This is a genomic window from Bacillus sp. EB106-02-03-XG38 (assembly GCF_058792175.1).
The window spans coordinates 427,253-449,731 of record NZ_JBYTED010000003.1 but is presented as its reverse complement, the minus strand read 5'-3'; the positions used below and the strand labels follow the sequence as shown (position 1 = coordinate 449,731).

The following is a 22,479-nucleotide window of genomic DNA, read 5'->3' as shown; positions in this document are numbered from 1 at the left end:
AAGTTCCCCCTATATTAATTTCTCTGCTACGTATGAAGCAAATACATCTAATGCTACTTCTTCTTGTTCACCTGTTGCCATATCTTTCAAGTTAATGATACCTTTATCTAGCTCATCTTCCCCTAATACAGCTACAAATTTCGCTTTTAGACGATCTGCTGATTTAAATTGCGCCTTCATTTTGCGGTCTAAATAATCTTTTTCAACTGATAATCCAGCTTTACGAAGATCAAATGCAACTTTTGCAGCATGGTCTTTCGCTTTGTCGCCAAGCGCTACAACGTAACAATCAATGCTATGTTCAATTGGTAATTCAATGTTTTCAGCTTTTAGTGCCATAATTAAACGTTCGATACTCATCGCAAAACCGATACCTGGCATTTCTGGTCCACCGATTTCTTGTACAAGTCCGTTATAACGGCCACCACCGCTTAATGTAGTAATAGCACCAAAACCTTCTGCCTCACTCATAATTTCAAATACAGTGTGTTGGTAGTAGTCTAAACCACGTACTAAGTTCGGATCTTTTTCAAATGGAACATCCATCATCGTTAATAGTTCTTGAACTTTTTCGTAGTATACTGCTGAGTCTTCGTTTAAGTATTCTGTAATAGATGGTGCTGTTCCCATTAATTCATGGTTACGGTCCTTCTTACAATCTAAAATACGAAGAGGGTTCTTTTCTAAACGAGCTTGACAGTCAGAACAGAACTCGCCGATACGTGGCTCAAAGTGTGCGATTAACGCATCGCGGTGCGCTTGACGGCTCGCCGCATCACCTAAGCTGTTTAATACAACTTTAATATTTTTTAAGCCCATGCCGCGGTAAAACTCTACAGCAAGTGCAATTACTTCTGCATCAATTGCAGGATCGTTACTACCGATTGCCTCAATACCGAATTGTACGAATTGACGATAGCGACCTGCTTGTGGTCTTTCGTAACGGAACATTTGACCGATATAGTATAATTTCGTTGGTTGTGTTGCATCACCGAACATTTTGTTTTCAACGTAAGAACGTACAACAGGCGCAGTACCCTCTGGACGTAATGTTAAACTACGCTCTCCACGATCTTGGAATGAGTACATTTCTTTTTGTACGATATCTGTCGTATCACCAACACCACGTAAAAATAACTCAGTGTGTTCAAAAATTGGTGTACGAATTTCTTTATAATTGTAACGACGGCAAATTTCGCGTGCTTGCCCTTCGATATACTGCCATAACTCAACAGTGCCTGGAAGAATATCTTGCGTTCCGCGTGGGATTTGAATAGACATATTCAGTTCCTCCTCAAATTGTTTTAATCTTAATAAAAATAAAAAAACTCCCGTCTCTACTGTTTGAACAGTAGGGACGAGAGTATTATACCCGTGGTGCCACCCTAATTGAAGCACGTATGCTTCCACTTTTTTAATAACGCTTAAATATGCGTTCATCTCTACTAAGCATATGCCGTTCAAGTTGAAACCTCCAGAGTGTCATTCAATTCGTCATCATGTAGAAATGTTTTCAGCCTAAGACATTTCTTCTCTTTCCATGTGTGTCTCATTTACTCTTCTCTATCAACGGTTATATTCATATGTAAATATAAAATTACTATACGTTTGTTCAGTAGGATTGTCAAGTGCTCTAAGAGCGTTCAATTTGCTTCTTTAGACGCTTTACATCTTGAAGAGAAATTCCAAACTCAGAAGCAAGCTCCATTGAAGTATTGTTTTGCTCTTTCGAAATAAAATCATGAAAACTCACGTTAAACAGTTGATTTGCACCATTTGTAACAGAGTGCCCTTTTTCATTCATACGCATACGTATATCCCTCACATTCAATATGGATGTTTTACTTTTTATTGTTCCATATTGATCCGAGAGTTATACATAAACGAAAAAGCTATTGATTCCAAAGAAAGTGAACCTTTAATCCACAAGAAGGATAAATGAACAAAACATACAACAATGTATAAAAAAGAGAGGATGATTTCATCCTCTCTTCTTAAGCAACACTATTTACTTTCCACAATTAAGGTCACCGGACCATCATTGATTAAAGAAACATCCATCATTGCTCCGAATTTCCCTGTTTCTACACGCAATCCTTGCTTACGTACTTCCTCATTAAAGAAATCATATAAACGCTCTGCATAGTCAGGTTTGGCAGCATCCATAAAGTTTGGACGTCTTCCCTTGCGACAATCTCCGTATAATGTGAATTGCGAAATTGATAAAACTTGTCCTTCTACATCAAGTACAGAATGGTTCATCTTTCCGCTCTCATCTTCAAAAATACGTAAGTTCGCAATTTTTTCTGCAATGTAAGTTGCATCTTTTTCTGTATCTTCATGCGTAATGCCAACTAGTAATGTTAAACCGAACGGAATTTGTCCTACGATCTCACCGTCTACTGTGACAGACGCTTCTTTTGATCGTTGTAAAACAACTCTCATCTTTTCTACACTCCCTATTAATGCATCATGCGTCGTACTGCATAAATTTCTGGAACGCGTTTAATGCGCTCAACTACTTTTTTCAAGTGCTGTAAGTTACGAATAGAGATTGACATATTAATTGTCGCCATCTTATTACGGTCACTTCTACCAGAAACTGCCGAAATGTACGTTTTCGTCTCTGTAACAGCTTGCAACACTTCATTTAATAAACCACGGCGATCGTAACCTGAAATTTCAATATCAACGTTATACTCAATTTCTTTTTCAGGGCTACCTTCCCACTCTACTTCTAATAAACGTTCTATAGCTTCTTCTGTATGAACATTTACACAATCACGGCGGTGAATCGAGACGCCTCGGCCTTTCGTAATATAACCAACGATGTCATCACCTGGTACTGGGTTACAGCATTTTGATAAGCGAATTAGTAAATTATCCGCCCCACTTACTTTAACACCAGAATCCCATTTTCGAATTTTCATCGGTTTACGAACTTCTTTAACTTCAACAATCTCTTCTTCTTCACGTTGCTTACGGAACTTGTCCGTTAGTCGTGTAACAATTTGCGATGCAGTGATGCCGTTATACCCAACTGCTGCAAACATATCTTCTTCATTTGCAAAGTTGAATTTCTCAGCAACACGTTTTAAATTGTCAGGAGCTAATACTTCTTTCATCTCATACTCTAGGCTACGCACTTCTTTCTCAACAAGTTCACGGCCTTTTTCAATATTTTCATCTCTACGTTGCTTCTTAAAGAATTGACGTATTTTATTTTTTGCATGAGATGTTTGAGCAAGTTTCACCCAGTCTTGACTTGGTCCATACGAATGTTTCGATGTTAAAATCTCAATGATGTCACCTGTTTTTAATTTATAATCAAGTGTCACCATTTTCCCGTTTACTTTTGCACCAATTGTTTTATTCCCAATCTCTGAATGCACACGATATGCAAAGTCAATCGGAACAGATCCAAGTGGCAATTCCATTACATCGCCTTTCGGTGTAAAGACGAATACCATGTCAGAGAATAAATCAATTTTTAATGACTCCATAAACTCTTCCGCATTAGAAGCTTCATTTTGCCATTCTAATATTTGACGGAACCATGTAAGTTTCTTCTCTAATGTACCCGTTGTTTCTGCTGTTTTTCCTTCTTTATACGCCCAGTGTGCCGCGATTCCGAATTCTGCAATCTCATGCATTTCTTTCGTACGAATTTGTACTTCAAGCGGATCACCTTTTGGCCCAATTACAGTCGTATGAAGAGATTGATATAGGTTTGCCTTTGGCATTGCTATATAATCTTTAAAACGCCCTGGCATCGGCTTCCAACACGTATGAATAATTCCAAGTACCGCATAACAATCTTTAATACTATTTACAACGACACGTACAGCTAATAAATCGTAAATTTCATTGAACTGTTTATTTTGCAGTGCCATTTTACGATAAATACTGTAAATATGTTTTGGTCTTCCAGAAATTTCAGGTTGAATTGCAACTTCATCTAATTTCTCACGAATACCAGTCATTACTTCGTCTAAATACTCTTCACGTTCCGCACGTTTACGCTTCATTAAATTTACAATACGATAATATTGCTGTGGATTTAAGTAGCGAAGTGACGTATCCTCTAGCTCCCATTTAATAGTACTAATTCCGAGTCTATGTGCTAAAGGTGCAAAGATTTCTAACGTTTCATTCGCAATGCGACGCTGCTTCTCTTGGGGCAAATGTTTCAATGTACGCATGTTATGAAGACGGTCAGCTAGTTTAATTAAAATAACTCGAATATCTTGAGCCATTGCAATAAACATTTTGCGATGGTTTTCTGCTTGTTGTTGCTCATGAGATTTATATTTAATCTTTCCGAGCTTTGTCACACCATCAACAAGCATAGCAATTTCTTTGTTAAATTCCCGTTCAATATCTTCTAATGTAATCTCTGTATCTTCTACTACATCATGTAAGAAACCTGCCGATACCGTAGCTGGATCCATGTGTAAATCAACTAAAATACCTGCAACTTGAATTGGATGAATAATGTATGGTTCACCCGATTTTCTGTATTGTTCGCTATGCGCATCGCGTGCATATTCATAGGCACGTGCTACTAGCTCAATATCTTCATCCACTAAATATTGACTTGCTTTCTCGAGTACCTGTTCAGCTGTTAGTACCTGCTCATTTGCCATCGAATCACCTTTTATTGAAAATTGACTTTATCTTTAATTAAATAGAATAAATTATATTCTATCATTATAACCCAATGATTGTGAATTGTGAAAAGGAAAAGATTTTACTGACATTTCACTATAATTTTTTGTTCAATTATACAAAAGTACCCGCTCCTCTCCAAGAGATTCACGGGTACTTCTTATCACCGTAGTTTTACCTATATAGTGATTAGTATTTTTCTAATACTAATACATCGTAACCATCTAACATTTTACGACCATCTAAGTAAGTAAGCTCTACTAAGAATGCAATTCCAGCTACAACTCCGCCAAGTTCTTCAACTAGCTTAATTGTCGCTTCAATTGTTCCACCTGTAGCTAATAGATCATCTGTAATCAATACGCGTTGACCTGGCTTAATTGCATCTTTATGGATTGTTAAAACATCTTTACCATATTCTTTACCGTAGTCAACTGTAATTACTTCACGTGGTAATTTTCCTAATTTACGAACTGGTGCAAAACCTACTTCTAACGCATAAGAAACTGGGCAACCAATAATAAAGCCACGTGCTTCTGGCCCTACTACAACGTCAATGTCTCTTTTCTTTGCATACTCAACGATTGCATCTGTTGCTGCTTTGTATGCTTTACCGTCGTTCATTAACGGTGTAATGTCTTTAAATACAATACCTTCTTTTGGATAATCCGGTACAATTGCGATATGTTGCTTGAAATCCATATTTCTGAATCCTCCTCAGATCTAAAAGGTTTGTAAATACAAATCCTTTACCCTAGCTGTTCTACTTCTTTATGATTACGAATCGTTTCAAACCATGTATATAGTTGCTGATATGTGCTATAAACCAATTCTTTTTCTAATTGTAAGTGGTTCATTTTCTCACGATATGTGTTCGATTCAATTAAATCACGCTTTTGTTTTTTGTCTGCCATAAAAATGACGCCATCTTTTATTGTAACAAATTCTAACTCAAAAAACACCTGTGTCATGAAATTTACTGTATCTTTTGACCAACCTTTATGTTGACAGAGTTGTGCTCCGTATTGTCTTAAAGAAAATGGTGCTTTTTGGCTCAAGAACGAATAGTACCATTTAAAGTGTTCTCTCGTTGGAACAGTACTAAATAAATGATTATTCTCTTGATAAAATAGCGTATAAATTCGTGACGGGAACCCCACTTTAAATAAATCTCGTAATTCATCTGTTCCTTTTGGTAAATCAAGTAACACGATGTATTGATCATCTAATTGGGTGACTTCGGATGCATGCATCATATGCTCTTTATAGTCTTCTAAAGAAAATTTATTCAATACCTCTTCAGAAAAATACACCATCGTTATTTTTTCTTTCGGAAGTTCTGCTACATTCGCTTCTACGTTACGCATACTACGCCAATCAAATAATTGCCACGCCTCTACAGCAATATCTTGTACCATTAATTGCGGCTTCTTAAAATTATTCCATTCATTGATAGATGCTTCCCCTATTACAGATACCTTTGCAACTGGAGAAATTTCTTTCGCATACGCACCAAAACCAAATCCGATTGTATCCAGTGTTGCTTGTCCATCACGAAGAGCCATTTTCAAATGAGAACCGTCGGATCCGATTGCTCGAATACTTTCTAGTTCTGCATCCTTAACCGCAATACGTGGTTTTGGATTTCCAACACCAAATGGCGCTAACTTTTGCATGTCTTCAATTGCTGCAAGCGTTACATCCTCCACTTTACAAAAGACATCAACTGATGTAATTGGAATAAAATCGTCTTCCGTTAAAATTGTATCTGCTTGTTCATTTAAGCGGCGGCGTAATTCATCTACATCATTCATATGTAGCGTCATTCCCGCTGCCATCGGATGCCCTCCGAAGTGTGGCAATAACTCTCTACAATCTGACAAGTTTGCAAACAAATCAAATCCCGCAATACTACGTGCTGAACCTTTTGCTGTTTCTTTTACAGGATCAATGCTTAATACAATCGTCGGACGATAAAAACGTTCAACTAATTTAGAAGCGACAATTCCAATTACACCTGGATTCCATCCTTCTTTTGCAAGCACTAATACTTTATTGTCTTCTGGCGGGAAATTATTTTCCACTTCAGCGATAGCTTCTTCTGTAATTTTCTTTACAATATCTTTTCGTAATTTGTTCAGCTCATCAATTTCTTCAGCAAGCTCTTTCGCTTCTTCTGGATCCTCTGATAATAAAAGATGTACAGCCGGCGTAGCATCTTCTAAACGTCCAACAGCATTAATACGAGGTGCGATTGAGAAGCCGATACTCTCTTCTGTAATTTCACTTTGCGAAACGTTAGCAACTTTAAATAGCGCCTTTAGTCCGATATTTTTCGTCATGCGCATATGTTTTAAACCGCGCTTCACTAGCAATCTATTTTCACCATGAAGTGATACTAAATCGGCAACCGTACCAATTACTGCAATTTCTAATAAATGTTCTGGTACACGGCCTAATAATGCATGTGCAACTTTAAACGCAACACCTACACCAGCTAAATAGTGAAACGGATATACACCGCCATCTAATTTCGGGTGAATAATCGCAAGTGCTTCTGGCAATTCTGGTGGTGGCTCATGGTGATCCGTAATAATAAGATCTATTCCAAGTTCCTTCGCTACCTTCGCTTCATGTACTGCTGCAATACCAGTATCGACAGTAATAATTAGTGAGAATCCTGCGCTATGCGCCCAGCGAAATGCTTCTTCATTTGGTCCATAACCTTCTGTAAAACGGTTTGGAATATAAAATTCTACGTCTGCACCTAATTCTTGCAAAGCAAGATATAACACAGTCGTACTACTTACTCCATCGGCATCGTAGTCACCAAATATTAATATTTGTTCTCCATTTTGAATCGCCTTATTTACACGTTCTACCGTTCGATCCATTCCTTCTAATAAAAACGGATCATGAAATTCTTGATTTTCTGTATTTAAAAAATCTAAAATTTTATCTTCTGTATCTAATCCTCTGCCGAGGAATAACGAAACGACAAGTGGTGATAATTGTAATTTACTTGCTAATTCACTCACTCGCTCGCCATTATATTCTTTTTCTTTCCAACGCGTCTTCGGTTGTAACACGAAATCACCCCTTAACCTGTTCATTATACAAGACAGATTAAGGGGTGACAATATAATGCAAACTACGATGCAATATCTATATACTAAAATGTTAATAATATTTAATTTGGAGAATACGGATTTATATGTACAAACACATTTTGTACGTTATCTTGTTTCATAAGCGTTTCTTTCACATGCTTTCCAATGCGGTGCCCTTCTTCTACAGTAATGTATGGATCTACAGAAACTTTAATATCAACAATAACGTAATGACCATGCTCCCTTGCATATAAAGAACCAATTTTTTTCACACCATCTATTTGAAGTACTGCTTCTCTAAGAGGAACAACATCTTCCTCATGAAGAACATGATCAAGCGTTGCATGAATTGCTTCTGCCCCAATACTCCACGCCATTTTTGCTACAAGAAGTGAAACAAATAATCCTGCAATTGGATCAGCATATACAAGCCAATCTAACCCGAACTTACCACCGATAATCGCCGCACAAATACCGATTAAAGCTGCAATTGAAGAAAATACATCCGAACGGTGCTCATATGCATTTGCAATAATTGCATCACTATTTACCCTCTTCCCTAATCGAAATTTATATTGAAACATTCCTTCTTTCACGATAATTGAAAGAACAACAGCAAAAATCGTAATTCCTTTCGGTGGTTCTAGTTCTTGCGAAAAAGCTTTTATAGACGAAATCGCTATCTCGATCCCCACAATAAATAACAGTACTGCAACAATAATCGCTGAAATCGATTCCGCTTTACCATGACCATACGGATGATCTTCATCGGGCGGCTGCTTTGCTGCTCGCAATCCAAACAGTACAGCTAGTGAACCAATTACATCTGACGCAGAATGCACCGCATCCGCTAATAGCGCTTTACTGTTCCCAATATAACCAATTACTGCCTTTACAATCGCTAATATAATATTACCAACGATCCCGACAATAGCACCAAACTCGGCCTGTTTAAAACGTTCATCTTTTTCCATAATTAAAATCCCTTCTTTTCTTAACCTATCTTTTTATTGTAACAAAAACAGCGATAACATCACCACTTTCTTCCATCTTCACTTTTAAAAGTTGCTACCTTATTGTATCCACAAACGAAAAAAGAGATGCCTCATAAAGAGACATCATCTTTTTTATACTTGCGGTTCAGATTCTACTTTCTCAACCTTCTTCTTGTTTTTAGCTTTTTTCAAACGACGGTTTTCAAGCATTAACCAAATTTGAGAAGCAACAAAAACAGAAGAGTACGTACCTACAACTAATCCAACAAGTAATGCAAACGAGAAGTTACGTAGCGACTCACTACCGAAGATAAGTAACGCAATTACCGGGAATAACACTGTTAATACGGTGTTGATCGAACGACCAAGCGTTTGACGAATACTTGCATTTACGATTTCTTCTAAGTCTTTTATATCGCGAACTCGTTTTTTCTGTTTGTATAATTCACGGTTTCTATCAAATGTAACAATAGAGTCATTAATAGAATAACCGATGATTGTTAATACCGCAGCGATAAACGTTAAGTCTACCTCTAATTGGAAAATACTAAATATAACAACCATAACGAATGCATCATGTAATAATGCAAGTACTGCAGATAATGCGTACGTAAATCGGAATCGAATACTTACGTATAAAATGATAACCGCAGAAGCGATTAATACTGCGATAAATGCATTTCGTGCAATTTCTTTCCCAATTGTCGGCGAAACTGTACTTACGTTTGGATCTGTACCATATTTATCGTGGAAGAATGTTTTTGTTTTCGCAATTTCATCTTTTGATAGAACACCTAATGTACGAACTGCGAATCCTTTATTGTCCTCTCCAGTCGGTACAATATTCTCTTCCTTCACATCAATTTTCAATTCTTTAAAATCTTTATGAACATCAGATACAGTCACTGCCTGTTTTGATTGCAAGTCAATACGCGTACCACTCGCAAAGTCAATACCAAGATTCAATTTGAAAATTGGCAAGATAATTGCACCTGCAATTACAACTACAATCGAGAAAACAAGGAATTTATGACCGATATTTACGAAGTTAATACGATCAAATCTTGTCGGTGGATGTACTACACCTTTTGTTAACGGAATAATATCCTTTTGTTTCACGCCAAAGTATCCTGGTTTTTTATCGAAGTAACGGCTCTTTACAAGTAGACTTAGTAAGAAACGAGTACCGAATACGTTCGTAATGAAACCGACTAAAATACTTACAATTAAACTTGTTGCGAATCCTTTTACAGAGCTATTACCATAAACGAATAACACACCAGCTGCTGCAAGTGTTGTAATGTTCGCATCTAAAATCGTTGCTAATGAACGATGGTTACCAGCACGGAATGCTGACATCATTGACTTACCAATTTTCAGCTCTTCTTTCAGTCTCTCGTAGGTAATAATATTCGCATCAACTGCGATACCTACCCCGAGCACTAACGCCGCAATACCTGGCAACGTAAGAACTGCATGCATCCAATTAAAGACAAGTAATGTAACGAAAATGTATAGACCTAACATAATAACCGCTACAATTCCTGGTAAACGGTAGAATACAAGCATAAATAAGAAAATAAGAGCGATACCAATCGCACTAGCGAAAATCGTTTGCTCTAACGCTTGTTGACCAAACTTCGCTCCAACAGATGTTGAATACATTTCTTTTAAATCAACAGGAAGTGCACCTGCATTTAATAAAGATGAAAGTTGTTTCGCGCTTTCAACTGTGAAGTTTCCACCTACGATAGATACTTCAGCTTGGTTAAATACTTGGTTTACTGTTGCTGCTGATAAGAACTTCGGATTCGGTTTTGCAGATTCTGCTTTGTACGAATCTTTTCCTTCTTCAAAGTCTAGCCAGATTACCATTAAATTCGTTGGTGGTGGCATTTTTGAAATTTTTTCAGTTACTTCACGGAATTTTTCAGCGCTCTTTAGTGTAAGACCTACACTCGCACGGCCTTGGTCATCAAATGTTTGCTTCGCTCCGCCGCCTTTTAAATCCGTTCCGTCCATAAGAAGGTTGTCATCTACATCACGGAATGTTAATTTCGCTTGTGTTGATAACATTTCACGTGCTTTTTGCTGATCTTGTACACCAGCAAGCTGTACGCGAATGCGATCTTGCCCTTCAATTTGAATATTCGGCTCACTTACACCGAGAACATTGACACGATTTTCAAGAGCTCCTACTGTACTTACAAGTGCCTCTCGGTCAATTTTATCACCTTTTTTGGCTGGTTTTACTTCATACAGAATTTCAAAACCACCGCGAAGGTCTAGTCCTAGACTAATTCCTTTTGCTATGTCTTTTCCTGCCGCACCAATTACTCCACCGATCAATAATACGATGAGGAAAAAGGCGGCAATTCTCGTACCACGCTTTGCCATATGTACCCTCTTTCTGCTACTAACACTTGAAATAAATCTCTTACGATTCACTTTTACACGTGTGCATACACCTAGTTAGTAGACTTCCTTTCTATAATTTTGCTAGTTCATCACTAGCTGTGTCGATATAGTTTTCACAATACCTACACTCTCATTATTTATTTTCTCTCTTCACTACCCCCTTTATATATGATCTTAGACATAATTATTTCCTCATTATCAATACCTATCATTATACTGCAAAAGGAAGAACAAACCAATTGCAGTCGGTTATTTATTTTCATATTCATCAAACGACCAAAGTGGCGCTTGATATGCTTCCACAGTTAAATACGTCATATATTCATTAGCACTTACTGTTAATACATCATTAACTAATTCATACAATCTAACATCACTGTCTATCTTCTTCCACTTTTTCGTTTTAAGAAACTTCCAAATGTCATCATCTGTTACTCGATCATAACCGAACATGTGGAACTCTTCTACTTTACTTTCTAAAACGACTTGTAACTGTCCGCGGTATGATTCTACCAAAGCCTCTTTTTCTAACATACATAACATCTCCTTCTGATTTCAGCACGAAAAGTCGCTTTTAGTCCCGCTTTAATGGACAGCAATAACTACTTTCAAGAGCACTCTCTTAAATGCTTGTCATTCTTGTCTCGTACGTGCATATAAATTATTGTAAATCATTCCACTGATTTTGAGAAGGTAGGAGAAGACCATGACGAGACAAAGCTTTTTAAAAGGCGCATTTATTTTAATGATAGCCGGCTTTATTACCAAAATCCTTGGATTTATTAACCGGATTGTAATGGCACGTATTTTAGGCGAAGAAGGCGTTGGCCTTTATATGATGGCCGTTCCTACATTCATTCTAGCAATTACATTAACACAAATCGGCCTCCCTGTCGCAATCGCAAAATTTGTAGCAGAAGCAGAAGCTGTGAACGATAAACAAAGAGTAAAAAAAATATTAACAGTTTCATTAGCTGTTACATCCGTTATTAGTATCATTTTAACAATCGGAATTATGCTTCTCACACCTATTTTAGCAAAAACATTATTAACTGATGAACGAACGTACTATCCATTAATGGCCATTTTGCCTGTCGTTCCTGTTATTGCTGTTTCTTCTGTTTTACGCGGGTATTTCCAAGGGAAACAAAATATGAAACCTAGCGCTTACGCCCAAGTTATAGAACAAGTTGTCCGCATTACAATTATCGCTATATGTATTCAATTATTTTTACCATATGGCGTAGAATACGCTGCAGCTGGCGCTATGTTATCAGCCGTTCTTGGTGAAGTTGCATCTTTATTATTTTTACTCACTTTATTCCAGCGCGAAAAACATTTATCTATACGCTCTGGATTTTTCACTACTGTAAAGGAAAGCAAGGGGACATTTTATTCTCTTATGGATATTGCACTTCCAACTACAGGAAGTCGCTTAATCGGTTCCGTTTCCTATTTTTTTGAACCTATCGTCGTTATGCAAAGCTTAGCGATTGCCGGCGTTGCTGCCTCCGTCGCAACCCAGCAATACGGTATATTAAACGGGTATGCCTTCCCACTTCTTTCACTGCCAGCCTTTATTACATACGCTCTTTCTACAGCACTCGTTCCATCCATTAGTGAAGCAATGGCCAAAAGACAACACAAATTAGTAGAACATCGCTTACAACAAGCTCTACGCATCTCATTAATTACTGGTGGGTGGTCAGTTGTTATATTATACGTATTTGCTTCTCCTGTTTTGACCCTGATGTATGGATCAGATAGCGCAACAGCATTCATCCAGCTTCTTGCACCTTGTTTTTTATTTCATTATTTCCAAAGTCCACTGACCTCTGTTTTACAAGCTTTAAACTTAGCACGTGCCGCGATGATGAATACATTTATTGGCGCAATCGTAAAATTAATCGTTATTTTTGTACTAGCTTCAAGACCAGAGTTTCAAATGATGGGGGTTGCCCTCGCAATTGCAGCAAATATCGTAACAGTAACATTTCTTCATTATGCTACTGTTTTAAAGAAAATTACATTTACCATTTACGCAAAAGACTACATTTTCGGCGGACTTGCCATCGGTATTGCAGGCTCCTTCGGTTTTTACCTTCATAAGTATATGATTTTCTCTCATTCACTTGGCATACAAACATTATGGGAAATCACTTTAACAACACTCGTTTATATTGTACTCCTCTTTATTTTCAAACTCATTCGAAAAGAAGAGTTAAGTCGACTCCCTCTCATTCGAAAATTGTCATTTTTGAAGTAAACAGGCTTACTATGTCGTATAGTAAGCCTCTAGTTTTCTTTCAAATCAACAAAGAATTGTCCATTTTGAAAACTGCAATATAAAATTTGCGCAATATCGCTATAACCTAAGTTTTTTAATTTTCCAATAAGCCATTCATCCGTATGTTCAATCATTTGTAAATGACTCGATTGAATTTCTCCATCGATAATAAGAGGAAGGGTAAACTGTAAGGCATCCTGTTTACCTTTTTGTTTTTGAAAGACAGATAACTTCCCAGATGGTTCTAAAATGGCGTATTCTACATCCCTGATATCTCCAACTCCCTGCTCTCTTAATTGCATCATTAAATCATCTATATTATAACGTTGCTTTCTCATCTTCTTTTCATCAATCTTTCCCGCATTTACAAGAATAGCCGGTTCACCTTCTATTAAATGCCGAAATCGTTGATACTTTAACGAAATAACTGACAAAATGATCTGTATACACATAAGAAAAGTCATCGGAACTAATTGATGCCAAAGTGATTTATCGGTATTTTCAATTGCGACTACAGCCATTTCACCAAGCATAATGAATACGACTAAATCTAATACACTTAGCTCTCCAATTTCACGTTTACCCATAAGACGAAAAATAATTAAGATGATGATATACAAAAGCATCGTTCGGCCAATGATTGATACCCATTCCATTTCTACATCTCCTTTTTTACGTATAGACTCCCCTATAAAAAAGAAACTAGTCTAACTTAGGCAAAAGGAAAATATGCTTGTATTAAAAAGGGGGAATGTATATATGGATGGAACGAAAAAATTATCAACTGCAATCGGCTTTGGTATCATTACCTTATTAATTCTGGCAACAATTATTAGCATGGTTATGGCCCTTTTATTAAAGTTTACAGATATGAACGAAGGGACATTAGCTGTTACTATTTTCATACTAGCTCTGCTATCTATGCTTATATCCGGATTTACTGCTGGTAAAAAAGCGCAAGGTAAAGGTTGGCTAGTAGGCTTCACAACAGGACTTACATTCGCCATACTTGTTTTTCTAGTTAACTATTTAGGTTTCTCTCAAACTTTATCGAACTCACAGTTACTTTATCAATTAGCATTAATGGGTGCGAGTACACTCGGTGGTATTTTCGGTGTAAATATGTCAAAACAAAACAATTAAAAAAGGCCCTGCACATTTCATGCAGGGCCTTCCTCATTAGTTTTTCACAACTTCACGAATCGCATTGCGATCGAAAGTTAAGTGTGAACCACCAGATTTAATAACGATTTTCGTATCATCTACTGATTCGATTGTACCGTGTAAACCACCGATTGTTACGATAGCATCACCTTTTGCTAACTCACTTTGCATTTGAGCAACTGCTTTTTGACGTTTTTGTTGCGGGCGAATTAATAAGAAATAGAAAATCGCAAACATCGCAACGATCATAACGATATTCATCATACCTGGATTCATCTTTTTTCCTCCTTTTAAATTATGTATTAGAAGTTTTTAGCATTCGGTTTATTAAAGCCATACTGTTCAAAGAACTCTTCGCGGAAATCGCCAAGACGGTCTTCACGAATAGCTTGTCTCACCTGCTCCATTAAGTTTAACAGAAAATGAAGGTTGTGATAAGACGTTAAACGAATTCCGAACGTTTCATCACATTTCATTAAGTGACGAATGTACGCACGAGAGTAATTTTTACATGTATAGCAATCACAATTTGGATCAAGCGGACCGAAGTCTCTTGCGAATTTCGCATTTTTTACAACAAGGCGGCCTTCACTTGTCATACATGTACCATTTCGAGCGATACGAGTTGGAAGTACGCAGTCAAACATATCAATACCACGAATTGCACCATCGATTAATGAGTCAGGAGAACCTACACCCATTAAGTAACGTGGCTTATTATCTGGAAGAAGTGGTGTTGTAAACTCAAGTACACGGTTCATAATATCTTTCGGCTCACCTACAGATAAACCACCTACAGCGTAACCAGGGAAGTCCATTGAAACAAGGTCTTTTGCACTTTGACGACGAAGCTCTTCGAACTCTCCGCCTTGTACAATACCGAATAAACCTTGGTCTTGTGGACGTTCATGCGCTTTTAAACAACGTTCTGCCCAGCGGCTTGTACGTTCTACAGATTTCTTCATATATTCAAAAGTAGCCGGGAATGGTGGACACTCATCAAATGCCATCATAATATCTGAACCTAATGCATTTTGAATTTCCATCGCTTTTTCTGGTGATAAGAATAATTTATCTCCATTTAAGTGGTTACGGAAGTGAACGCCCTCCTCTTCAATACGACGGAAGTCACTTAAACTGAATACTTGGAAACCACCAGAGTCCGTTAAGATTGCACGATCCCAGTTCATAAATTTATGCAAACCGCCTGCTTCACGAATGATTTCGTGACCTGGACGTAACCATAAATGATACGTATTACTTAAAATGATGCCAGAATCCATTGCTTTTAATTCTTCTGGTGACATTGTCTTAACTGTTGCAAGTGTACCAACTGGCATAAATGTTGGTGTATCAAATGAACCGTGCGGCGTATGTACACGTCCTAAACGGGCACCTGTTTGTTTACAAGTTTTAATAAATTCATAACGAATTGCTGTCATAATTTACTCCTTTTATTTGTTTCCCATCTTAGCGTGAGATGCAACGAACATTGCATCACCGAAGCTAAAGAAACGATATTTTTCTTTTACTGCTTCATTATAAGCATGAAGTACATTATCTCTGTTTGCAAATGCACTTACAAGCATAATTAATGTTGATTTCGGTAAATGGAAGTTTGTAATCAAACCATCAATTGCTTTAAATTTATAACCTGGGTACATAAAAATGTCCGTCCAGCCAGAAGCAGCACAAAGCTTGCCATCGTGATCTGTCGCAATTGTTTCCAACGTACGAGTTGAAGTCGTACCTACCGTAATAATACGTCCACCATTCTCTTTCACACGGTTTAATAATGCCGCTGTCTCTTCAGACATATGGTAATATTCTGCGTGCATATGGTGTTCTTCAATCGTATCAGCAGAAACTGGTCTAAATGTTCCAAGCCCTACGTGAAGTGTGATGAAAGCTAACTCGACGCCTTTTTGTTTTAACTTCTCTAGTAACTCTTCTGTGAAGTGAAGTCCTGCAGTGGGCGCTGCTGCTGAACCGACCTCTTTCGCATATACCGTTTGATAGCGATCGCGATCTTCTAGCGTCTCTTTAATATATGGAGGAAGTGGCATTTCTCCAAGTTCATCTAAAATTTCATAGAAGATGCCGTCATATGAAAATTCAAGCTGACGTCCACCTTGATCTGCAGTTCCTGTGCAAATTGCTTTTAATTTCCCTTCGCCAAAAGAGATAACAGTTCCTTCTTTTACACGTTTCGCTGGCTTAACAAGCGTTTCCCACTTATCGCCTTCTTCTTGTTTTAAAAGAAGTACTTCAATGTGTGCACCTGTATCTTCTTTCACACCATGCAAACGAGCAGGCATTACTTTCGTTTCATTTAAAACTAAGCAATCCCCCTCATGTAAGTAAGAAAGAATGTCCGTAAAATGTTTATGCTCAATATCGCCTGTTTCACGGTCTAACACCATTAATCTTGATGTTTCACGGTCTTCTAATGGGACTTGTGCAATAAGTTCTTCTGGTAAATGAAAATCAAACAGATTAATATCCATAACTATATCCACCTATTTCTTATTTAAATCGATTTATTATATACATAATAAAAGATAATACAATACTTAACACAATACATGTAATGATAGGAAAATAAAAGGTAACGTTTCCTTTTTTCACAAAAATATCGCCTGGAAGTCTTCCAATGAACTTCCAAGCTAATCCAACAACGATGAGCAAGGTACCTGCTGTAATAAGCAATTTTGGCATCTCCGTCATACTTTTGGCATCTCCATCCCGAAATGCTCATATGCAAGCGGCGTTACAATTCGGCCCCTTGGCGTCCGTTGTAAAAAGCCAATTTGTAATAAATACGGCTCATACACATCTTCAATCGTATGAGATTCTTCTCCGATCGTTGCCGAAACCGTTTCTAACCCGACTGGGCCACCGCGGAATTTCTCAATAATACCAAGCAATAATTTATGGTCGATATGATCTAGGCCTAATTTATCTACTTGCAGTAGTTCTAACGCCATTTGTGTAATTTCCATCGTAACTGTTCCGTTACCACGAACTTGCGCGAAATCACGTACACGTCGTAATAAACGATTTGCAATACGAGGTGTACCACGAGCACGTCTTGCAATTTCTAGTGCGGCTAACGAATCAATTTCAACTTCAAATACTTCTGCTGTGCGTTCGACAATCTCAGAAAGCTGATCTACTGTGTAATATTCTAATCTCGAAAGTACACCGAAACGGTCACGAAGCGGCGCTGATAATGCCCCCGCACGTGTCGTTGCTCCAACTAATGTAAATGGCGGTAAATCTAAACGTACAGACCGTGCTGACGGCCCTTTTCCAATTACAATATCAAGGCAAAAATCTTCCATCGCAGGATACAGTACTTCTTCAATTGATCTATGCAAACGATGAATCTCATCAATAAATAATACATCCCCTGGCTGAAGCGCTGTTAATACAGCTGCTAAATCTCCTGGCCTTTCAATCGCCGGACCTGAAGTTGTTCTAACATTTACGCCCATTTCATTGGCAATAATATTGGCAAGCGTCGTTTTACCAAGTCCTGGTGGTCCATATAGAAGCACATGATCTAACGTTTCTTCACGCATTTTCGCCGCTTCAATAAACACCTCTAAGTTATGTTTCGCTTTATCTTGGCCAATATACTGACGGAGCGTCTGTGGCCGTAATGAATATTCTAAATCCGCATCTTCATATGCAGATTCCCCTGAAAGGAGACGTTCGTCCATTATACTCACCTCTTACCATTTAGTAAAAGACTAAGTGCCTTTTTAATATACTGATCCGTCGTTAACGATTCTTTTAATAACTCTGGTACAACGCGAGAAACTTCTCGTTCTGCGTATCCAAGTGCGCGCAGAGCTTCCAGCGCCTCATCAAGCTCAGCTGATGAACCTTTCTTCTCATCAAAACGTTCTGTGTCTGAGAATAAATCAACAAATGCATCTGGCACGACATCTGCTAGTTTTCCTTTTAAATCTAAAATCATTTGGCGCGCTGTTTTCTTTCCGACGCCCGGGAATTTCACTAGAAACTTCTCATCTTCATGTTCAATTGCTTGAACGACCTGTCCTGTTTGACCAGAAGCTAATATTGCAAGAGCGCCTTTTGGTCCAATACCAGACACACCTAACAATTTTGTAAATAATAAACGCTCTTCACGTGTTTTAAACCCGTAAAGTGCCATAATATCTTCTCTCACATAATGATATGTATAGACACGGATTTCTTGCTTACTTCTTTGAAATACATACGGATTCGGTGTGAAAATTTGATAACCAATTCCATTATGATCAATTACGACATATTCCGGTCCTACATACTCCACGTAACCTGTAACATATTCAAACAAAATACAATCTCTCCCTCTTAAATCATGTATTCCATTTTAACATATTTAATGATAGAAAAGCGAGACTGCCCCAACAAATGTTCTCCGTTTGAAACTTCTGTTATTTTCCATTGACAGAAAGTATAAAGCGCCTTAATATACAGAAGTCGATAATGATTATCAATACTAATTAAAGGGGTTACATCAGGATGAAACAGAAGCTATTTATTTTATGTACTATTATGCTAGTCGTTCTTTCTATCGTTGGCTGTTCTTCTCAAAAAGAAGAAACAAAAACAAAAGAACAACCGAAAACAAAAGTTGTAAAACACGCTAAAGGGGAAGCAACAATTCCAGTAAATCCAAAGAGAATTGTTGATTTATCTGGATCAACAGAAGAATTATTACTTCTTGGACACAAACCCGTTGGTACAGCAAATACATATAAAGATAAAATCCAAAATCATTTAACAGAGAAATTAGATGGCGTAAAAGCAGTAGGTTGGTACTGGGCACCTAAAGTTGATTTAGAAGCTGTTACTGCTTTAAAACCCGACTTAATTATTTTAAATAATCGTCAATTGAAGATTTATGATCAATTAGAAAAGGTTGCACCGACAGTTGTTCTAGAAACAAACTTAGAAGACTGGCGTGGTAAGTTTAAAGAAGTAGGTAAACTATTTGACGAAGAGAAGAAAGCAGACAAATGGATTGCAGACTACGATAAAAAAGCAGACTCTTTATCTAAAAAAATTAAAGACAAAACAAAAGATGAGAACTTTATGTTCGTCGCAGTTACACCACAAAACTTCCGTGTATACGGTAGCTTCGGATACGGTGACATCATCTTTAATGACTTAAAACTTCCAGCAACAAAAGGTACAGATTTAAAACAAACGATGGCACAAGTATCGCTAGAAGGTCTTGTTGCATTCCAACCTGATCAAATGTTTATTGTGAACTTTGGCGGCGAAGCTGATAAAGTTTACGAAGACTACAAAAATAGTGCCGTTTGGAAAGACAATAAAGCAGTAAAAAACAATCATGTGTATGAAGTATCAAATGAAGTCTTCAATACGAAAGCATTCAATCCAATCGGAAAAGACATGCTAATCGATGAAATTGCAAAACAAATTTTAGATAAAAACAAGTAAAAAAAGCAGCTCACCATGAGCTGCTTTTTTTCTTATTCTGCACTGCGTATTGTTTCATTTTTTCAATCGTCTTCACAAAACCTTCTTTTGATTTAATACGAATGCCACGCTTCAATTTCGCACGATCATAACTCTCAAGCTTTTTCATATCAATTTGAAAGAAGGAATGAATCGCATTATCACTTTTCGGTACACCTTTAAAAATTTGTAATATCCCTTCCTCTGACACGCCAAAATAACCGCTCGTCTTTAATAACGGAGAAATATCATCAACTTTCTTTTGCAATACGATTTGTACATCATCACGATCAACGAGCTGCCATTCTTTATATTGCTGTAAAAACTTTTCTAAATTCGCCACTTTTTCTGTAAAGATTTCCTCACTTACTTCTCCATCAACATACATTCGCTCTAATAAAATTGTAACTTCCGGCTCTTTTTCTGTTATTTTTGGTACTGGTCCTTCCGCCTTCACATTCGTTTCATAAAAGAAACAAAACATCATAACGAAAGCTTGCATCGCAATCAGTATCCATCTCATTTCCGTTCACCTCTTTTAGGCAAGATCAAACTTTCATTAGTAGTTTTTCCGGAAGTGGGGGTTTTATCCCTAATTCATAGATTACTCTCATTAAGACTTATAGAGTCCAATGATTTCTACCTATTTCGAAACGTATTGATTACGTGAAAACTTTTTTATACCTTTATTTGATTGTACCGTTGCTATATAAACCCCAATTAGTACGATTATCATCCCAACTATTTGTTGCCACGTAACATCTGCTCCATACAATATAACTGATATACCAGTAGCCACAATAGGGGTTAGATTTAAATACATACTCGCTTTGCTTGCACCTAGTTCTTCAACCCCTTTATTAAACACGATATATCCAACTAACGTTCCGCATACGACCATATACAACATTTCTATCCATCCCTGTAAAGAGAGCGTTGCAACCTTTCCCCACCCATCTTCATATAGAGAAAGGCCTGCTAAAAACACAGTACCCAATACTGTCATACTCATTGTTGTTAACAAAGGAGCGATACCACTCATAACCTTTTTTCCTGTTAAGCTATATAAAATCCCACAGGTTAAAGCAGCTATAAATAAAAGATCTCCCTTATTAAATGACAAAGACATAAGTATATCCATTGAACCACCCGTAATAACCACTATTACACCGACAAGTGACAAAGTTAAACTTATTCCGACTTTTATACTCCAAGACTCTTTAAAAAACAATATTGCTCCCAATGTTACAAAAACAGGCATTGTAGCAATAATAAGCGAGCCATTCAGAGTGGAAGTATAGTTAAGTCCCATAAAGAAAAAAACATTGTAGCCAAAAATACCTGTTAACGATACAAATAACAGGCCTTTCCAATTCTTTAATAACAAACTTGTATTCCACTCAGATTTCATAAACACGATGCCTATTAAAATACAACCCGCTAAACCAAAACGAATTGTTGCCGCAGTAATCGGTGGAATTTCAGTAATAACATGCTCTGCTGTTGCAAAAGATCCACCCCAAAATAACGGAACAAGCAACATAATGACATACATACGATTTATCCTGTTCATTTTTATTACCCCTTTCACGTAAACAGGTTTAAAAGTTTAAACTTGTTTACGTGTTAGTTAAAAAAAATTAATAATTTGATTCTATTGCTTGAAGTAAATCCTTCACCTGTTTTAAAAATTCTCCAGCTATTATAGAATAAAAAATTTCTTTTCCATTTCGATCCGCTACAATTAGTTCTGCTTGTCTTAAAATTTTCAAATGATGCGAAACAGCCGGTCTAGAAATCCCCATTTTATCTGTTATTTGCGTTACATTCATCTGTTTATTTTGTAATAACAGCATAATAATTTGCTGACGATTCTCATCTCCCAACGCCTGAAATATAGGGGTTACGACCTGAAATTTCTCTAATACAACTTCTGTATTTCTACATTCAAAGTTCTCCATATCCCATTCATCCCAATCTTTTATATCTGAAAAACATGTAATATATTACCATTAAATAGTAACTCTTTCATATACACTTGTAAATAACTTTATTTTCCGACTTTTATTCCAATAAAAAAGGGAAGCTTGGATTTCTCCATTCTTCCCATTACATTCATATAAAATGAAAGACGCCTGCAAAGCAGGCGTCTTGATGCGTTTACGGCGAGAGACCAGGCGACCACATTCGCGTGTTTAGCACTTAAGCATATCTCTCGTCTTACGTAAATTAGCTCATCGCTTTGCTAATATAACATTAATAACGTATAAGTGCAACATGTTTATAAAAATATTTTATTTCCTCTTTCATCCAAATGAATTATATGTAAATTATAAAT

At 37.2% G+C, this 22,479-nt stretch carries 22 protein-coding genes and 1 other annotated feature; of the genes, 3 read left to right on the top strand and 19 right to left on the bottom strand.

Features of this window, described 5'->3' with window-relative positions; genetic code table 11:
• Nucleotides 1-9: 9 nt before the first annotated feature.
• The 9 genes from hisS to AC3WTI_RS16750 form a co-directional block, all read right to left on the bottom strand.
• On the bottom strand, nucleotides 10-1,281 hold the full coding sequence (gene hisS / locus AC3WTI_RS16790) for a histidine--tRNA ligase (protein WP_253621646.1): 1,272 nt from the start codon (nucleotides 1,279-1,281) through the stop codon (nucleotides 10-12).
• A gap of 69 nt (nucleotides 1,282-1,350) precedes the next feature.
• Nucleotides 1,351-1,579, bottom strand: a binding site (T-box leader).
• 54 nt (nucleotides 1,580-1,633) lie between these two features.
• Entirely contained in the window at nucleotides 1,634-1,810 is a 177-nt protein-coding gene (locus tag AC3WTI_RS16785) for a hypothetical protein (protein ID WP_048531368.1), read from the bottom strand.
• A gap of 194 nt (nucleotides 1,811-2,004) precedes the next feature.
• Nucleotides 2,005-2,445 carry a D-tyrosyl-tRNA(Tyr) deacylase gene (locus tag AC3WTI_RS16780; protein ID WP_076873213.1) on the bottom strand — a complete coding sequence of 147 codons (441 nt, stop codon included), beginning with the start codon at nucleotides 2,443-2,445 and terminating at the stop codon, nucleotides 2,005-2,007.
• A gap of 17 nt (nucleotides 2,446-2,462) precedes the next feature.
• Nucleotides 2,463-4,646 carry a GTP diphosphokinase gene (gene relA / locus AC3WTI_RS16775; protein ID WP_001262809.1) on the bottom strand — a complete coding sequence of 728 codons (2,184 nt, stop codon included), beginning with the start codon at nucleotides 4,644-4,646 and terminating at the stop codon, nucleotides 2,463-2,465.
• A 211-nt stretch (nucleotides 4,647-4,857) separates the two neighbouring features.
• Nucleotides 4,858-5,370 carry an adenine phosphoribosyltransferase gene (locus AC3WTI_RS16770; protein ID WP_000346221.1) on the bottom strand — a complete coding sequence of 171 codons (513 nt, stop codon included), beginning with the start codon at nucleotides 5,368-5,370 and terminating at the stop codon, nucleotides 4,858-4,860.
• A 47-nt stretch (nucleotides 5,371-5,417) separates the two neighbouring features.
• On the bottom strand, nucleotides 5,418-7,757 hold the full coding sequence (gene recJ, locus AC3WTI_RS16765) for a single-stranded-DNA-specific exonuclease RecJ (protein ID WP_253621647.1): 2,340 nt from the start codon (nucleotides 7,755-7,757) through the stop codon (nucleotides 5,418-5,420).
• Between the two features lie 101 nt (nucleotides 7,758-7,858).
• Nucleotides 7,859-8,752, bottom strand: a complete 894-nt coding sequence (locus tag AC3WTI_RS16760; protein ID WP_087957035.1) for a cation diffusion facilitator family transporter — start codon at nucleotides 8,750-8,752, stop codon at nucleotides 7,859-7,861.
• Between the two features lie 153 nt (nucleotides 8,753-8,905).
• Nucleotides 8,906-11,170, bottom strand: a complete 2,265-nt coding sequence (gene secDF, locus AC3WTI_RS16755) for a protein translocase subunit SecDF (protein WP_097841225.1) — start codon at nucleotides 11,168-11,170, stop codon at nucleotides 8,906-8,908.
• Nucleotides 11,171-11,440: 270 nt separating this feature from the next.
• Nucleotides 11,441-11,725, bottom strand: a complete 285-nt coding sequence (locus AC3WTI_RS16750; protein WP_048531380.1) for a post-transcriptional regulator — start codon at nucleotides 11,723-11,725, stop codon at nucleotides 11,441-11,443.
• Between the two features lie 172 nt (nucleotides 11,726-11,897).
• On the opposite strand from AC3WTI_RS16750, the gene spoVB reads away from it, so the two are divergent.
• The gene (spoVB, locus tag AC3WTI_RS16745) at nucleotides 11,898-13,457 is read left to right on the top strand and encodes a stage V sporulation protein B (protein WP_087957037.1); all 1,560 of its coding nucleotides are present in this window, start codon (nucleotides 11,898-11,900) and stop codon (nucleotides 13,455-13,457) included.
• Nucleotides 13,458-13,486: 29 nt separating this feature from the next.
• Here the strand turns inward: spoVB and AC3WTI_RS16740 are convergent, their stop codons facing one another.
• The gene (locus AC3WTI_RS16740; protein WP_087957038.1) at nucleotides 13,487-14,134 is read right to left on the bottom strand and encodes a DUF421 domain-containing protein; all 648 of its coding nucleotides are present in this window, start codon (nucleotides 14,132-14,134) and stop codon (nucleotides 13,487-13,489) included.
• 103 nt (nucleotides 14,135-14,237) lie between these two features.
• Here AC3WTI_RS16740 and AC3WTI_RS16735 point away from each other — a divergent pair, with 103 nt between their 5' ends.
• On the top strand, nucleotides 14,238-14,621 hold the full coding sequence (locus AC3WTI_RS16735; protein ID WP_000349143.1) for a TIGR04086 family membrane protein: 384 nt from the start codon (nucleotides 14,238-14,240) through the stop codon (nucleotides 14,619-14,621).
• A 36-nt stretch (nucleotides 14,622-14,657) separates the two neighbouring features.
• On the opposite strand, the gene yajC is transcribed toward AC3WTI_RS16735, so the two are convergent.
• From yajC to ruvA, 6 genes are read right to left on the bottom strand one after another with little or no spacing between them, the layout of a single operon-like run.
• Nucleotides 14,658-14,918: a preprotein translocase subunit YajC gene (yajC, locus tag AC3WTI_RS16730; RefSeq protein WP_048531388.1), complete on the bottom strand. Its 261-nt coding sequence runs from the start codon at nucleotides 14,916-14,918 to the stop codon at nucleotides 14,658-14,660.
• A 26-nt stretch (nucleotides 14,919-14,944) separates the two neighbouring features.
• A complete protein-coding gene (gene tgt, locus AC3WTI_RS16725) occupies nucleotides 14,945-16,084 on the bottom strand; it encodes a tRNA guanosine(34) transglycosylase Tgt (RefSeq protein WP_000125362.1) in 1,140 nt (379 codons plus the stop codon).
• 12 nt (nucleotides 16,085-16,096) lie between these two features.
• Nucleotides 16,097-17,149, bottom strand: coding sequence for a tRNA preQ1(34) S-adenosylmethionine ribosyltransferase-isomerase QueA (queA, locus tag AC3WTI_RS16720; protein ID WP_087957039.1), 1,053 nt, complete (start codon nucleotides 17,147-17,149; stop codon nucleotides 16,097-16,099).
• Nucleotides 17,150-17,168: 19 nt separating this feature from the next.
• The gene (locus tag AC3WTI_RS16715) at nucleotides 17,169-17,369 is read right to left on the bottom strand and encodes a DUF2905 domain-containing protein (protein ID WP_253621648.1); all 201 of its coding nucleotides are present in this window, start codon (nucleotides 17,367-17,369) and stop codon (nucleotides 17,169-17,171) included.
• Nucleotides 17,366-18,367, bottom strand: coding sequence for a Holliday junction branch migration DNA helicase RuvB (gene ruvB / locus AC3WTI_RS16710; protein WP_046197784.1), 1,002 nt, complete (start codon nucleotides 18,365-18,367; stop codon nucleotides 17,366-17,368). Before ruvB ends, AC3WTI_RS16715 begins: the two co-directional genes overlap by 4 nt.
• Nucleotides 18,368-18,372: 5 nt before the next feature.
• Entirely contained in the window at nucleotides 18,373-18,990 is a 618-nt protein-coding gene (gene ruvA, locus AC3WTI_RS16705) for a Holliday junction DNA helicase RuvA (protein WP_000464511.1), read from the bottom strand.
• Nucleotides 18,991-19,178: 188 nt separating this feature from the next.
• Here ruvA and AC3WTI_RS16700 point away from each other — a divergent pair, with 188 nt between their 5' ends.
• Complete coding sequence (locus AC3WTI_RS16700) at nucleotides 19,179-20,123, top strand: iron-hydroxamate ABC transporter substrate-binding protein (RefSeq protein WP_087957040.1); 945 nt, start codon at nucleotides 19,179-19,181, stop codon at nucleotides 20,121-20,123.
• A 10-nt stretch (nucleotides 20,124-20,133) separates the two neighbouring features.
• On the opposite strand, the gene AC3WTI_RS16695 is transcribed toward AC3WTI_RS16700, so the two are convergent.
• The 3 genes from AC3WTI_RS16695 to AC3WTI_RS16685 form a co-directional block, all read right to left on the bottom strand.
• On the bottom strand, nucleotides 20,134-20,664 hold the full coding sequence (locus tag AC3WTI_RS16695; RefSeq protein WP_087957041.1) for a BofC C-terminal domain-containing protein: 531 nt from the start codon (nucleotides 20,662-20,664) through the stop codon (nucleotides 20,134-20,136).
• A gap of 120 nt (nucleotides 20,665-20,784) precedes the next feature.
• Complete coding sequence (locus tag AC3WTI_RS16690) at nucleotides 20,785-21,714, bottom strand: DMT family transporter (protein WP_087957042.1); 930 nt, start codon at nucleotides 21,712-21,714, stop codon at nucleotides 20,785-20,787.
• Nucleotides 21,715-21,781: 67 nt separating this feature from the next.
• Nucleotides 21,782-22,102, bottom strand: coding sequence for an ArsR/SmtB family transcription factor (locus AC3WTI_RS16685; RefSeq protein WP_087957043.1), 321 nt, complete (start codon nucleotides 22,100-22,102; stop codon nucleotides 21,782-21,784).
• Nucleotides 22,103-22,479 lie beyond the last annotated feature (377 nt).